This is a genomic window from Zhongshania aliphaticivorans, from assembly GCF_001586255.1.
Lineage (GTDB): Bacteria > Pseudomonadota > Gammaproteobacteria > Pseudomonadales > Spongiibacteraceae > Spongiibacter > Spongiibacter aliphaticivorans.
Map to the genome: position 1 here is coordinate 1,182,850 of NZ_CP014544.1, position 14,407 is coordinate 1,197,256.

The window sequence follows — 14,407 nt, forward strand, 5'->3', positions numbered from 1 at the left end:
CGTGGCAAAAGTGCACCTCAAGTACTTGAACTATATAGGAACAATACCGTTTCGTCAGAATTCTCGACAGTATAGGCAACGAATAGGGAAGCTGCCGCTCGCGAGCGGCAAAATTTAGCGGGCTGACTGCGCCGCTCTTGATTGCAGCGCAGCCAGGGGGATTGCAGAATTACTTTTGCGCGGCGCTGAGGCCTGCGCGACGACCGAAATAGGTGACGTCACCTACCGACATGCCGCTGGCGTAGCCAGCGGCAGTGCGTGGTATTCCAGCGGTGGTTCGACCCGCAGCATAAAGTCCGGGAATAATGTCGCCGTCAGGATTAAGCACTTCGCCGCTGGCTAGGGTATCTAGACCGCCGAGGGTAAAAAACGGATAGAAGGGGCCGCGACCTAAGGTGCAATCCAAGGCCACATAGGGCGGTGTGAGTGGTCGGAGCCACGCCGCCGCTTTGTGAAACAAGGGGTCTTTGCCTTCACTGGCGCCAGCATTGTATTGGCTTATAGTGTGTTGCAGGCTACCTGCGGGTAATTCTAATTCTTGCTCTAACTCGACTACGCTGTCGCCGGTTCCCGCCACCTGCGCACCGAGATAACTCATTTTCTCGTAGTCGCCATAGCCTTCAAAATCGGTAATAAAGTAAATGCGTTGGGCATTGCTTTGGGCCATTAAGGCGTTATAGCCAACACGGCCGTGATAGCAGTCTTCATTAATAAACCGCTGGGCCTTGTCGTTGATTAAAATACCGTAGGTAAGTGAGGCTGGGGGGTAATACGGCAGGCTGACAAAGCATTCGTGCATATTGGTGGTGCCAGCGCCCACTCCCATGCCCATGAGAATGCCGCTGCCGGTATCGCCCGGATTGCCGATGGGAATTAGACCACGGTCAAAGGTGGGCGCGTATTTGCGCACCATGGCTTCGTTCATGCAGAAACCGCCGGCGCACAGTATGACGCCTTTGCGGGCGCGCACGGCTTTTTCTTGTTGATCGATGCGCACTACGATACCTTCAACTTCACCCTTGTCATTGCTAATTAAGGTCAGTGCGCGGCTATCGTAGTGGACGTCTACTTGGCGACTTTGTACCGCCTCAGTGAGAATCTTCATTAGTAGAGGGCCGCCGTTGTCGCCCTCTACTTCGAGGTTGTGGCCACGGGGTACCGGCGTGGCATGCTCGGTAAAGGGATAGGCTTTTTCATTGCCAGTGAACAGCAGGCAGTCGTCGGTTAAGGCCATGATCGCCCGTTCTTTCAGCTCGCTCATTTTAAAGGGCACGCCAAGACCGATGAGCCACTGATAATGGTTGAGACTGTTTTCGCAGTAGTCGCGAATTTTACTGTCGTCGGCCTGATTGCCAAAACAGGCTTTCAGGTAATTCACCATATTCTCGGTGTCGTCGTGATAACCGCATGCTTTTTGGACTGGGGTGCCGCCATTACCGCCCATATAGATTTCAGCGCTAGACAGGGCCGTGGAGCCACCGCTGGCACTGGCTAATTCAAAAATAGTAACCTTGGCACCGGCGTCGGCCGCTTCTATCGCGGCAGCTGCCCCGGCGCCGCCGAAACCAATAATGGCAACGTCGGTTTCGATGTCCCAGTGCTGAATATCGCCGCTGTTACGGGGCTTGCTGGCAGTGGTTTTTTCTGTTGTCGTCATGGGGCTACCTATTCATCTTATTGTCTACGCGCACGAGTGCTGATGCTTTACCGAGTGCAAATTGTGCGTGGCAGCCATTACACGGTAAATGATCTGTTTGCAGTACATAAAAAAAGGCTGCCGAAGCAGCCTTTTTTATTAGTGTTGATTAATACTCGTAAAACACATCAAGCCCGAAGGTGCGCGGTTCGCCCCAGATCACTGAGCGGTCAGCTTGGGGTAGATTGTCGACGGCGGTTAATTCGTATTCCGTGTCGAGCAGGTTCTTCGCCCATATGCCTGCACCTAGACGTCCGTCGGCAAAGGCGATGTCGCTTAAGCTAAGCCGCGCATTAACTAACTCGTACTGGCGCAAATGCGTATTCTTTACATTTTCAGCGCGGGAGCCACCGTTGCGCTCGTCCATATAGTTTACGCTGATATTCGCGCTACCGGTGCCCCAATCCGCTTGGAACAAAGTGTAATCAGCAGACAGAGTGAAGGAGTTTTCAGGCGCAGAGAAGAACACGAACTTATCTGAGGCATCGTTGCCGTTTATGTCAGTCGCTTTGGTTACCTCGGTATTGAGATAGGCGTAGTTGGCCATCAACAACAGCTCGCGGGTCAGCATAAACGTAATATCGGTTTCAAAGCCGTACATTTCTGCTTCACCGGCGTTGGTGACCTTGGTGTCTGCGACAGTGCCGGTCAGGATAAAGTTTAATTGCATGTCTTCGTATTGGCTAAAAAAGACGTTGGCATTGATACGTAGGCGGCGATCCATCAGTTCGCTTTTTAGACCTAGCTCATACGACGTGACGTATTCCGCGTCAAAGCCGTCTGCATAACCAAAGCCATAGTCATTGCCGTCGGTTGCGGGGCCTTGATTGCCGTCTTTTTGTGGGTCGCGGGTATTAAAACCGCCAGACTTATAGGCTTCAACACGCTTGCCGTAAATATTGATGTCGTCAGTGATGTCATATTCCGCAACAAAGCTGAAGGAATCATTGCTGAAGTCTTGTGACGCGGGAATGCTATCAAAATTACGGCAGTCGGCGTTGAGTGGATTACTGCCACACTGAACAAAGGAGACGTCAATTGCGGTCAAGGCGGTTTCTGCGATCGTCATATCTCGCTGGAACTTAACCGTTTTACGTTCGTCCTCAGAGTGACGCGCGCCAAAAGTTAGGTGAAGACGTTCATCCAGTATTTTGGGTGTCCACGTAAACTGACCAAAAATCGCAGCGGCGCTGTTGTCGATGTCGTATTTCTGGCTGAGCATATTAACCGCGCGGAACGTCGTTAGCGGATCAGTAATGCCGCCTAGTAAGGCACCAATACCGGGAATGGCAGCGACCGAGGGGAGGCCGAGGTTTATCGGGCCGCTCAGCTGGTGATGCAGGGGCGTGTTGTCTTCCTGCGCGGTTTCTTCAAAGTAATAAGCACCCACAATATAGTCTACGCTGCCGTCGAAGGCGTCGCCGCTCAATTGCAGCTCATGGGAAAACTGCTCTTGAGAAACCTTGGGGTAGACCAGTGGGGTACATTGACCAGCACCAAGCACAAACTCTGCTGCTTGGCCGCAATATTCGTTGGAGTCTAGACGGAAGACTTTTTTGCTGGTGCTGCCATTGCCGTGGGGGTCTTGGCCGGGCTCTAGGCCTTTGCCACCGCCGAGGTCGGCGTAGGATTGGTCGTAAAGCTCACGGAAGGCGCCAATATATTTCAATTGAACGTGATCAAATTCCTTGGTGAGAGTAAAGGCATGCCCTTCGATATCAGTTGATGACTGTTCAAAATTTGCAATAGTCGAGACGCTTTGTTGACGGCTCGGTGAGTAGCTACTGTAAGCGCTAGCGTCTACTAAATCGGCTTGGCTCCCTGATATCGGGGTGCGCTTTCGAACATGCTGATACTGGCTGTTGTAATAGTCAAAATCAGATTTGTCGTAGGCGTAGTCTAGCGCGAGGGTGTCGCTAATATCCCAGCGTAAATCAAAGCGAAAGCCGCCGACATCACGGTCGCCAAAGTCGCCACCGGGACCGTCGTTGGCAACGTGGCCGTCTTGCATGGTTTGCAGCGCCGCGAGTTTAACAGCCAAGGTGTCGGTTAGGGGGATGTTGACCATGGTCTTGGAAGTAAAGAGATCGCGATTGCCAAAGGTCAGCTTTTGCTTAAACTCAAGGGTGTCAGTGGTCGGCTTTTTGGTGATTAAGTTAATCGCGCCGCCGGTTGTGTTGCGACCATAGAGTGTGCCCTGAGGACCGCGCAATATTTCGATACGCTCCAAATCAGCAACATCCAAGGCGGTGCCGGTAGAGCGGGCAATGTAAACACCGTCTACGTATATGCCTACTGGTGGGTCTTGGGTTATTTGGGCGTCAGAAATACCAATGCCGCGAATAAAAATTCGTAAAGTGGCGTTATTAATTGGAAATGGTTCAATAGTGAGGCTGGGAACCTTAGAACCGATATCGCCTAAACTGCTAATACCTTCAATTTCGAGGCGTTCACTGCCAAAAGCAGTCAGTGAAATGGGCGTATCCTGCAGCGATTCAGCCTTCTTCTGGGCCGTCACAATCACCTCTTCGAGAGCAAACTTCTCTTGTGCCAGGGCGTTGGTGCCGATAGCTGACAAGCTGATGCCACTGATTGCTGCTATGAATTTTAGCCTTGTTTTGTTCATGACTGCCTCTTGATGTCTTGGCGCATTATCGCGATCTATTGATGTTTATATTTATTAATTCGTAATTATATATCTATTATATTACGCATAAATTGCTATATGTGATTTAGGTTACAGTGTTGTTACTTTGGGATCTTACCATAGCTAGGTGTTGCTTGGTGTGAAATACATGAGATTTTTTTTAGATTTTATTCAGTGATACTGCCATAGCAGTATTAGATTAGTGGTTTTACTCAGTCTAATCGCTTTTCTATGTTGACGGTGAGTATTAGTGCGAGTCGATAAGGCTGGTTATAATGCCCCTCGCTGAAATATCTTTTCTATAATTTGGAGCAGGGACCTTATGATCATCAAGCCTCGTGTGCGCGGTTTTATGTGTGTAACCACTCACCCCAAGGGTTGTGAGGCCAACGTTAGTCAGCAAATTGACTACGTTAAGGCTCAGGGCGCGATCACCGATGGCCCCAAGCGCGTATTGGTTATCGGTGCCTCGACGGGCTACGGTCTAGCCTCGCGTATCACCGCCGCGTTTGGCGCCGGTGCCGCTACGCTCGGGATTTTCTTTGAGAAAGAAGGTATTGACCGGAAGCCCGGCACTGCAGGTTGGTATAACTCCGCCGCATTCCACAAGTTTGCCGAAGCCGAGGGACTGTACGCTAAAAGTATTAATGGCGACGCCTTTTCAGACGAGATTAAAGAAAAAACCATCGCTCAGATAAAAGCGGATCTGGGCCAGATAGATCTGGTGGTCTATAGCTTGGCGTCACCCCGCCGTCAGCACCCAAAAACCGGTGTGGTGCATAATTCAACGCTTAAGCCGATTGGTAAGGATGTTACCCAGCGCGGCGTGAACACCGATAAAGAAACCATTGAAAACTTCACTTTGACGGCGGCGAGTGATGAAGAAATCAATAACACTGTCGCTGTCATGGGCGGTGAAGACTGGCAGATGTGGATTGACGCCCTAGATGACGCCGGTGTATTGGCCGATGGCGCCAAAACTACTGCGTACACCTATTTGGGTGATCGCCTGACGTGGGACATCTACTGGCATGGCACTATTGGCGCCGCTAAAAAAGATCTTGATAAGCGGGTAATTAATATTCGTGAACGTCTTGCGGCCAAAGGCGGCGATGCTCGCGTGTCGGTATTAAAGGCGGTAGTCACTCAAGCGAGCTCGGCAATTCCTGTTATGCCGCTGTATTTGGCGCTGCTGTTTAAAGTCATGAAGAGTGATGGTAGCCATGAGGGCTGCATTGAGCAGGTTTATGGCTTGTTTAAAAATAGCTTATACGGCGCTGAACCGATTCGTGACGAGGAGGGAAGATTGCGCGCGGATGGTCTGGAAATGCGACCAGAAATCCAAGATGCGGTTGCTAAAATGTGGGAGGCCGTAAGCACCGAGAACCTACTTGAAACCACTGATTTCGCTGGGTATAAACGCGAGTTTTTGCGTCTGTTCGGGTTTGAAATCGACGGTGTTGATTACGACGCCGATGTCGACCCCGTGGTTGTAATCAATAATATGGTCTGACACAGCAACTCGGTGTTTAAAAAGGAAGCTCAGGCTTCCTTTTTTTATGCCGCTAGTATTTGCGGCGGGCGCCTTGCTGAGCTAGAGTGTGGCGGCTTTTTGCTTCGGAATTTCCATGTCTTCAGTTGCTCGTCAGTTATCCAGTCTAGAGTTGCGCGCCCAGCTTAGTTTGGCGCTGCCTATATTCGGTGGTCAGTTAGCCCAGTCTGCCAACGGTTTTGTCGATACCGTTATGGCCGGTCGCGTTTCGGCTTTAGATTTGGCCGCTGTGGCGGTGGGCGCCAGTATTTGGGTGCCAGTCTTTCTGTTTATGACGGGAATGCTGATGAGTGCAACCTCGGTGTTGGCTCGCCATGTTGGAGCCAAGCAACTGCAACGAGTGAACCCCTTGGTGCACCAAGTGGTGACGATTGCCGTGGCGGCGGGTGTGATCGCTGCGGTACTGCTTTGTAATACTGGGCCCTTGCTCGAATTTATGGACGTTGATCCGGCAATGCGGCCGCTGGTCTTGGAATACCTCTTTGGTTTGAGTTGGGGGATGCCTGCGATCGCATTGGTGTTGGCCCTGCGTAGTTATACCGAAGCGCTTAGTCATACTCGGCCAGTGTTATTAATTAGCGTGATCGGTCTGCTTATCAATATTCCCGTTAACTATGTACTTATCTACGGCAAGCTGGGTATTCCGGCCATGGGCGGCGTTGGCTGTGGCTGGGCAACAGCGATTGTGATGTGGTTGATGGCGGCGATGCTACTGGTATACGTGCATCGCCATCGCGCCTATAAAGCGGTGCGGCTATCCATTAGCCCTTGGCACTGGGAACCGCGAACTATTGCGTACTTGCTCAAACTCGGCCTGCCGGTTGGCATGACGATTTTTTTTGAAGTCAGTGTGTTTTGTATTATCGCCTTGTTTATTAGCCAGGCCGGCGCAGAAATAGTTGCGGGGCATCAGCTCACCCTCAATTTCACCTCCCTCTTGTTTATGCTGCCCTTGAGCTTTGCGCTGGCCGCAACGACCCGGGTAGGTTTGGCGCGGGGCGCCGACGATGCGGAGGGCTTGAATCGGGCCGTGAAGGTGTCGTTTAAAATAACCCTGTGCATTGGCTGTTCTGCCGCGGTGATGTTAATACTGTTAAAAAACTGGATACCGCTAATTTATACTGATAACGCCACTGTTATTGCTTTAGCGAGTTATTTGCTGCTATTTGCGGCGCTCTACCAAATCTCCGATGCTATTCAGGTTACCGCAAATGGGTGTTTGCGGGGCTTTGAAGACACCTCCATTCCCATGGTGTTGACCTTGTTTGCTTATTGGGGGGTGGGTTTGCCGCTTGGTTATACCTTGGCAATGAGCGACGCACTGGTTCCCGCAATGGGGCCAAGTGGGTTTTGGCTGGGGTTATTTGCGGGGCTTAGCTCTGCGGCTCTGTTGCTGGGCTTGCGCTTGCGCTGGCGATTAAACCAGCCCCTGTATTAGGTTTTTTATAAGGCGCTTGGCCTGCCGAGTGAGGGCAGGGTGTTATTTGCGCGGTAACGGCCTGACTGTGGCGGATGGCATAATCTAGGCTGCGCGGGGGCTGGTAAGCAGAGCTGCCGGTGACAATATGCCATTTGTCCGTCCAGCTCGGGTTTATCATAAGTTCTTTGCTCAGCTGCATGATGCCAGCCAGCGCTAAGCGCAGCGGATTCATGTGCAGGCGGGGTTGACCACTGAGTCCGACGCGCGGTGTTGTGGCGCTTAATGGGCAGTACGTACCAAAAATAATATCCCAAATAAACATGGGCCCGCCGCCGAGGTTGACCAGGTTTACCGCACCGCTGCGGCCGCAATGTTCTGGCTCCGACGAGTGATGCATATAATGGTACACACCACCACCGGTGATGAAGCTGGCGACACGAATAATCCGGCTGCGTGAGGCGCGTCGATATAGTGCCGTTTGATGACCGAAAATTTCTGGAATCAAAATCAGGGCATTGTAAATAATAACTTCGGTATACAGTGGTTCGCTGCTGAACAATTTAGTGCAAGCGCCAAGCACTAAATTGTAGGGTAGAACCAAGAATACAAAGAGTGGTAGCGCACTAAATACCGCGAGGGTGGTTGACTGCACCAGACCGGGTGTCATGTGGTGGGGGCGGTGGAATAGTAGCCATAGTAAGCGGCTATGATGACCTAGGCGGTGAAACCAATAATGGAAAAAGCCCGCAATAACCGCAATGCACACTACCGCTAAGGGCGCCGGCGCGTCGATCAATGTGGGGATGTGGTGCATAACCAATTGTTCGGCCAAGCTAACGTTGAGTTCTATCCAATGCCAGCCTGCACTAAAGCCCACCCCAGCTAAACTACCTAATATTGCCAGCGCGAATAGTACTGCCGGAATAGCCGCCGTCGCGAGCATATTGCAGAGCAAAAATACCACTAGCCACTGAATCGGATAGCGCTGGCCTTGTTCGTATTGGTAAAAGAAATACCCTGCCAACATCACCATTAAGCGGAACACCGTGGTGAATACCAATAAGCCGATAGCGCAGTAATAAAGCAGAGGCTGTTCGTTGTAGAGACGCGTGAGGCTGTCTATTAAGGGTTGAAAACTAACAAGGTCACCAAGGCCGGGGCCGAGATAGGCGCCAAGGTGCAGGAGTTGTAAAAAGCCGATGCTATAGCCAAGCGCAAAGACCAGAACAAGGCCGTTGGCTGCCCGCCGGTAGCGTTCGCCGATCTCGGGAATTTCGGCGTTTATTAACATAGCGAATAGCCGCTTCACACATTGCCCTGCTTGGCCGTCACCGCGTAATAAATCGATAGTGGGCACACTTAGCCGCTATCTTATTGCGCTCTATGTGCACAATGTATCATAAATGTGTAATAGCTGCGCTTTTTTTGCTTCACTGTCTGACTTCTTCGCGTGCCTTGGTATTCTGGCTTGCTATCAGCCGGTGACCCTCTTAATCTGATATATGACTGTTTACGGCCAAGTGCTTGGTCGCTTTTTTTGAGTGAGATAGGTTTATTATGCAAGCAGGTGTATTGGAAACAATTCTTCCGAGTATCCATCGATTGGTCGCGCCTAATCCCAGTGTGCTAACAGGCCCAGGCACCAATACCTATTTACTGGGCAACAAATCAATCACGGTATTAGACCCTGGTCCCGATATTCCCGAGCACATCGAGGCTATTGTCGCTGCGGTACATAGCATGGGTGGTGAGATTGAGCGTATTGTGACCACTCACACCCATCCAGATCACTCACCGGGCGCGGCCGAGTTGCAACTGCGTTTTCCTGGGGTGCCGGTAATCGGTGCGAGGGTTGCCGATGATGGCCATCAAGACCCCCGTTTTGCGCCAACATCAGGCTTGGCGCATGATGACTGCTTTGACGTTGAGGGGCGCATACTAAGGGCAATTCATACACCGGGTCACGTTGCCAACCACTATTGTTTTATCGAAGAGACCAGCGGCTGTGTTTTTACCGGCGACCACATTATGCAGGGTTCAACCGTGGTAATTATTCCGCCCGCCGGTGATATGGCAGATTATGTGGACTCCCTCAAGCTGTTGCTCGGCTACCCCATGCGTTATCTCGCGCCGGGTCACGGCAGTTTAATTGACACGCCGCACGCTGAAGTTGAGGGGCTGGTTGCCCATCGTCAAGGGCGGGAGGCTAGGATTGTCGCGGCGTTTAATGAGGTTCCTAAAGGTGATCTTGATGAATTGGTGGCAGTGGCCTATCGCGACGTCGACGTGAGCATTCACCCCATTGCAAAATTGTCTTTATCGGCGCATCTGCTTAAATTAGAGAAGGAGTCTCGGGCTACTCAAAGTCAAGGTCAGTGGGAGCTAATTTAGTCTAAGTAAGGTCTACAGATTTATCAGGTTTGGCAAATTGATTTAACCGGGAGTTGTATGCGGATCGGTGTACCCAAAGAAATCAAAGCGCAAGAGTATCGCGTTGGTTTGCATCCGCCAGCGCTAGCCGCACTCATTCAACAAGGTCATCGCGTTCTCGTGGAGTCTGGTGCTGGTTTGGGATCAGGTTACAGCGACGACGAATATCAGGGTGCCGGCGCCACACTTGTGTCCTCTGTTGCGGAGCTTTACCGTCAAGCCGAATTGATCGTCAAAGTGAAGGAGCCCCAAGCAGAAGAGGTTGCTCAGCTGCGACCAGGACAAATAGTATTTTGCTATTTGCACCTTGCCCCTAATCGGTCTTTGACCGATGCGCTTATTGCCAGCGGCGCCCACTGCATTGCCTACGAAACCATCACCGACGATGAGGGTCGTCTGCCCCTGCTCAAACCCATGAGTGAAATTGCTGGGCGTTTGGCCACGCAGGCGGGCGCCCACTGTTTAGAGAAAGCGCAAGGCGGCTCGGGAGTGTTACTGGGGTCGGTGGCAGGCCTCGATCCGGGGCATGTGTTGATTTTTGGTGGCGGCGTGGTTGGCAGTAATGCCGCAGACGTGGCCTTGGGAATGGGCGCCAAAGTTACCTTGATTGAGCCGTTTTCGCCACGACAGAACAGTTTGCGCGCGCAATTTACTCACGATCGTTTTACGGTGCTGGGCGGTGAAAATCTCGATTTGCCGCGCTTATTGGCCGAGGTTGATATGGTCATCGGCGCCGCCCTGGTACCCGGTGCGGCAGCGCCTAAGCTTTTGTCTGCTGAGGCTCTCAATTGGCTGGCACCCGGCTCGGTGTTAGTGGACGTGGCTGTCGATCAAGGTGGGTGTTTTGCAACTACCCGCCCAACGACGCATTTAGCGCCGACCTATGTTGAGTCGGGCATTGTGCATTACTGCGTGGCGAATATTCCCAGTGCAGTGGCGCGCACGGCTACGCAGGCTTTGAGTTTGTCCACATTGCCTTTTGTTTTGGCGCTGGCTGCACAGCCGCTAAAACAGGCCTTAAGCGCTGCCCCTAATTTGGCCCATGGCCTGAGTGTTGCGAACGGACACTTGTGTTGCGCGGCGGTGGCCGGTGCCCAACAGCGTGATTTTCGCCGCTGGGAATCGGTTTTGTAAGGGCGAAGCTGGCCCTATTTCTTGAAAAACTGATTGAACAGTTGTTTGGCGGCTTCACCATTCTCGCCACCCATTTTGCGATCGATCAACTCTTTGGCTTTGTCTTCTACTTTGTCTTTGGCTTTTTCCTTGGCAATGTCTTCGATAACGCGGAAGTCTGGGAGGCAGCTGGTGGCACCGACACTGTCAAAGTTCGCTTTGCAGCGAATAGGAATGTCGCGATTAAGTAGCTTTTCGTTATTTATTTTACACGCCATCGCGTCTTGGTCGGCTTGGGCGAGGCGTGTGTTTAAGACCACATCAAAGCTATCGCTGCTTAAGTCGACTTTGCCGTTACCGCGAAGGGCGAGTTTAGTCACCCCAGCATTGAGTTGTTCAATTTTAGCCACGCCCTTGGTAATAACAATTTTTGTGGTCGCGTCTTTAAGGTCGGTGTACAGCGGCCAATTATTGGGGTCGAAGGTTTCTTGCTGAAGACGGTTAACGAGTTGGCAGAATGCGCGTTCAATATTCATATTATTTAAGCGCAGCTGTTGGGCAGAGAGCACAATATTGCCGTCGAGGTTCTTTTTAATGCTGCTAATAGTTGCTCCGTTGGTGCTTAAATTAAGGTCAACGTCGCTCAGACCAGACAGCTCCTGGCTAATTTCTAACGCTGTGAGTACTTTGCCAATAGGTAGTTGCTTGCTGTCGGCCTTAAATTGAAATTTGGCGGCAGTCGCGCGGGTATCGATCTCGGCGGCAATCGTAAACGGACTGTCATAGACTAGGCCGCTAACAGGACTAAGCTGAGTAATGCCTTGCTTGGCCGACAGTTTTAGCTTCAGATTCTTGAATGGCAGTTGGCTGATAATAAGCTCGCCAGCGCCAATATTTGCTTCAATATTTAAGCTGTTCAGCATATCTCTGGGCAAGGCTATTTCGTCGCTGCTGGACGACGGCGTTGGTGCGCTGGCCTTGTCTTTACTGCTGGTGGGTGGGGTCTCTTTTGCCGGCGGCAGATAATGATCAACATTGATTTTGTCTATATTCAGTGCCAATTTCGTGAGTTTGCCCTCACCTAGCGGCAGGCTGATATCACCGCTAATAGTGCTGGTGTCGAGGGTGGCAGTAAGGCCAGATATTACGATGAGTTTGTCATCGCCTTTAATTGTCGCGTTGACGCCAACCTTGCTCAGGCTATTGGCCTCTGCCATCTCGGGTAAGCTAATCGCGAGTGTTTTGGCGATTTTACGGAAATTGGCGGGGCTGAGCAGAACACTTGACTGATACGATAAGGGTTCAATAGTCGCCTGGGCATCGCCTTTGATACTAATGGTTTCGTCGCCAATGCTCGTTGTGAAAACCGTGCCGGTGCTGTTGATCTTATTTAAGGCGGAATCGATGCTAAGAGTAGAGGCCAGCGTGACTTGAGTATTGATGACGGGTTGTTTGGGTGCGCTATAGCTGAGTTCAGATTGCAGGCGCAGCAGGCCCGGCTCGCCACCCGGTTGAATTGTGCCGGTCAAATCTAAAGATTTCAGCTTTAGCTCGGTGCCGTCTTTGGCGCTGTATTGTAGGCTGGTGTCCTGCACATCGAGATTGCTTAACGACCAAACGAGCGCATCTTTCATATTTGCGGTGGCGGTGAGTTTAAGGCGAGTTTTCGCCGAGAGCTTGGCTTGGGCATTGCTGTGTTCAGCGCTTAGGCGAATATCGCCATCATTCACTACGAAGTTATCGAGAGTGTCGTTGATCTGTAGTTTGGCGTTGAGCTCAATGTCGGCGGCGAGATTTTGCTGAGCGTCTTTGAAGCTAACTTCACTACTGAGTCGCAGTGGAAACTCAGTGTTATTCAATTGAATGTTCTCGCCACTTAGGCTGAGATTCTTAAGGAGAATATCCTGTCCGGTTTGCGCGTTAACATAATGCACAGTGCTGTTGTCGAGCTGCAGTTTTTGAATGCCAAGGTCTTGCTTGGCGCTGCTTTGCCCGCTGGGTGTGGTTTCGGTTGTTTTTGTTTGGTTGCCTATTTTACTCCAATTGCCGGCGCCGTTTTTGTCGACGACTAAATTAGCATTTAGGCCGCTGAGTTTTACGCCTTGAATGACTAACTGCTTTTGCAATAAAGGTTTGAGTGCCACCGCGAGCTGGGCTTGCGTAAAGCGCAGGAGCTCAGCGCTGGCTGTGTCTGGTGACGCTGGGGTCGCTAGGCTAGCCTCGCCCACGGCAATTTGAATATTAGGGAATATCTGCCACGACAAATCACCGTCTAAGTGGAGGATGAGGCCCTGGTCTGCGGCCAATTTTTCAATTTCGTCTTTAAAGGTATTTGGATCTATCCAAAAGACGAGCGCGGCGAGGGCGCTGCCCGCTAATATCACCACACTGAGTAAACCAATAAGGGTGTATTTTAATGCGGTGGGCATACGTCTCTCCGTGATGTTTTATCGTGGCGTGCTAAGTAGCGAGAAACACGCTAATGAATTTATTGGACAGGCCAGCCCAGATAAGTTCTATGTAGAAAATTCATCTTAGCCCAGTATAGTCAAATTCGAGCAAAGCCTGTGCCATTGATGCTAGCTCACCGTCATTTTACGCAAGAATCGGGTGGTAGGATGTCGAGTCCATGGGCAAACTGAGAACACGACAATAAAGGTGCTAGCGCCAATGAGCGAACAACATATTAATTACCAACGGGTTGCCAAGGCAATCCGTTACCTTGCCGAGCGGCAGTTAGCACAGCCAGGCTTGGCGGAGCTGGCGAATTACGTGGGCCTGAGTGAATACCATCTGCAGCGAGTATTTGCTGAGTGGGCAGGTATTTCGCCCAAGCAGTTTCTGCAATTTCTGACCAAGGAGCGCGCTAAACAGCAGTTGCGCAGCAATAGTGTGCAGGGCGCAGCGCTGGATAGCGGTTTAAGTGGTAGTAGTCGCCTGCACGATTTAATGATTAAAGCCGAGTGCATGACCCCTGGTGAATACCGCCGACTGGGCGCTGGACTGCAGATAACTTACGGTGTGCAGCCGTCGCTATTCGGTTGCTGCTTAATTGCCCAGACAGGGCGCGGGGTGTGTAAAGTAGCCTTTTTTGACCAGGCCAGTGATGAGCCTGCGGTGGTTCAAGAATTACAAAAAGAATGGCCGGCAGCTGAATTACTGCGCGATCAAGAAGCTGTTGGCTCCGTGTTTACTCGGATATTTTCTGGAGCCACAGCCAGTACTGCGCCTTTGCGCGTTTTGTTAAAGGGCAGCGAGTTTCAGTTAAAGGTGTGGGAGGCCTTATTGGCGATACCCGAAGGCGAGGTGTGTTCTTATCAGCAATTGGCGGGTGCCATGGGGGTCGCTTCATCTGTTCGTTCGGTGGCGAGCGCCATCGCTCGCAATCATATCGCCTATCTCATACCCTGCCACCGGGTAATTCGCAGCACTGGCGAGTTCAGCCAATACCGCTGGGGGGCAGAGCGCAAACAGGCGATTTTAGTGCATGAGGCGGCGCGCGCAGCTAAGCCTGCTTGCTGAGAATTAGGCTTATTGTCGACGTCGGAT

9 protein-coding genes are annotated in these 14,407 nt (G+C 51.5%); 5 read left to right on the top strand and 4 right to left on the bottom strand.

Annotated features, from left to right (window positions below):
• Nucleotides 1–169: 169 nt before the first annotated feature.
• Both AZF00_RS05200 and AZF00_RS05205 read right to left on the bottom strand, forming a co-directional pair.
• A complete protein-coding gene (locus AZF00_RS05200) occupies nt 170–1,657 on the bottom strand; it encodes an FAD-dependent oxidoreductase (protein WP_062383288.1) in 1,488 nt (495 codons plus the stop codon).
• Between the two features lie 148 nt (nt 1,658–1,805).
• Entirely contained in the window at nt 1,806–4,322 is a 2,517-nt protein-coding gene (locus tag AZF00_RS05205) for a TonB-dependent receptor (protein WP_062383293.1), read from the bottom strand.
• Between the two features lie 343 nt (nt 4,323–4,665).
• Here AZF00_RS05205 and fabV point away from each other — a divergent pair, with 343 nt between their 5' ends.
• Nucleotides 4,666–5,856, top strand: coding sequence for an enoyl-ACP reductase FabV (gene fabV, locus AZF00_RS05210; protein ID WP_062383296.1), 1,191 nt, complete (start codon nt 4,666–4,668; stop codon nt 5,854–5,856).
• Nucleotides 5,857–5,971: 115 nt separating this feature from the next.
• Nucleotides 5,972–7,333 (top strand): MATE family efflux transporter, encoded by a 1,362-nt coding sequence (locus AZF00_RS05215; protein ID WP_062383300.1) that lies wholly within the window; start codon nt 5,972–5,974, stop codon nt 7,331–7,333.
• Here AZF00_RS05215 and AZF00_RS05220 read toward each other — a convergent pair.
• Nucleotides 7,269–8,672 (bottom strand): sterol desaturase family protein, encoded by a 1,404-nt coding sequence (locus AZF00_RS05220; protein ID WP_062383304.1) that lies wholly within the window; start codon nt 8,670–8,672, stop codon nt 7,269–7,271. The two genes, AZF00_RS05215 and AZF00_RS05220, sit on opposite strands and share 65 nt — an antisense overlap.
• Nucleotides 8,673–8,872: 200 nt before the next feature.
• Between AZF00_RS05220 and AZF00_RS05225 the strand changes: the two genes are divergently transcribed.
• Together AZF00_RS05225 and ald are read left to right on the top strand one after the other, a co-directional pair.
• Nucleotides 8,873–9,706 carry an MBL fold metallo-hydrolase gene (locus tag AZF00_RS05225; protein ID WP_062383307.1) on the top strand — a complete coding sequence of 278 codons (834 nt, stop codon included), beginning with the start codon at nt 8,873–8,875 and terminating at the stop codon, nt 9,704–9,706.
• Between the two features lie 57 nt (nt 9,707–9,763).
• On the top strand, nt 9,764–10,879 hold the full coding sequence (gene ald, locus AZF00_RS05230) for an alanine dehydrogenase (RefSeq protein WP_062383308.1): 1,116 nt from the start codon (nt 9,764–9,766) through the stop codon (nt 10,877–10,879).
• A 14-nt stretch (nt 10,880–10,893) separates the two neighbouring features.
• Here ald and AZF00_RS05235 read toward each other — a convergent pair whose 3' ends face one another.
• Nucleotides 10,894–13,287, bottom strand: coding sequence for an AsmA family protein (locus AZF00_RS05235; protein ID WP_062383311.1), 2,394 nt, complete (start codon nt 13,285–13,287; stop codon nt 10,894–10,896).
• A gap of 241 nt (nt 13,288–13,528) precedes the next feature.
• On the opposite strand from AZF00_RS05235, the gene AZF00_RS05240 reads away from it, so the two are divergent.
• Nucleotides 13,529–14,380, top strand: a complete 852-nt coding sequence (locus tag AZF00_RS05240) for a bifunctional transcriptional activator/DNA repair enzyme AdaA (RefSeq protein WP_062383313.1) — start codon at nt 13,529–13,531, stop codon at nt 14,378–14,380.
• Nucleotides 14,381–14,407: the final 27 nt, after the last annotated feature.

Excerpts from the sequence above, each read along its gene's own strand:
- AZF00_RS05200 (WP_062383288.1), bottom strand. The coding sequence starts at position 1,657 with ATGACGACAACAGAAAAAACCACTGCCAGCAAGCCCCGTAACAGCGGC.
- AZF00_RS05205 (WP_062383293.1), bottom strand. The coding sequence starts at position 4,322 with ATGAACAAAACAAGGCTAAAATTCATAGCAGCAATCAGTGGCATCAGC.
- fabV (WP_062383296.1), top strand. The coding sequence starts at position 4,666 with ATGATCATCAAGCCTCGTGTGCGCGGTTTTATGTGTGTAACCACTCAC.
- AZF00_RS05215 (WP_062383300.1), top strand. The coding sequence starts at position 5,972 with ATGTCTTCAGTTGCTCGTCAGTTATCCAGTCTAGAGTTGCGCGCCCAG.
- AZF00_RS05225 (WP_062383307.1), top strand. The coding sequence starts at position 8,873 with ATGCAAGCAGGTGTATTGGAAACAATTCTTCCGAGTATCCATCGATTG.
- ald (WP_062383308.1), top strand. The coding sequence starts at position 9,764 with ATGCGGATCGGTGTACCCAAAGAAATCAAAGCGCAAGAGTATCGCGTT.
- AZF00_RS05235 (WP_062383311.1), bottom strand. The coding sequence starts at position 13,287 with ATGCCCACCGCATTAAAATACACCCTTATTGGTTTACTCAGTGTGGTG.
- AZF00_RS05240 (WP_062383313.1), top strand. The coding sequence starts at position 13,529 with ATGAGCGAACAACATATTAATTACCAACGGGTTGCCAAGGCAATCCGT.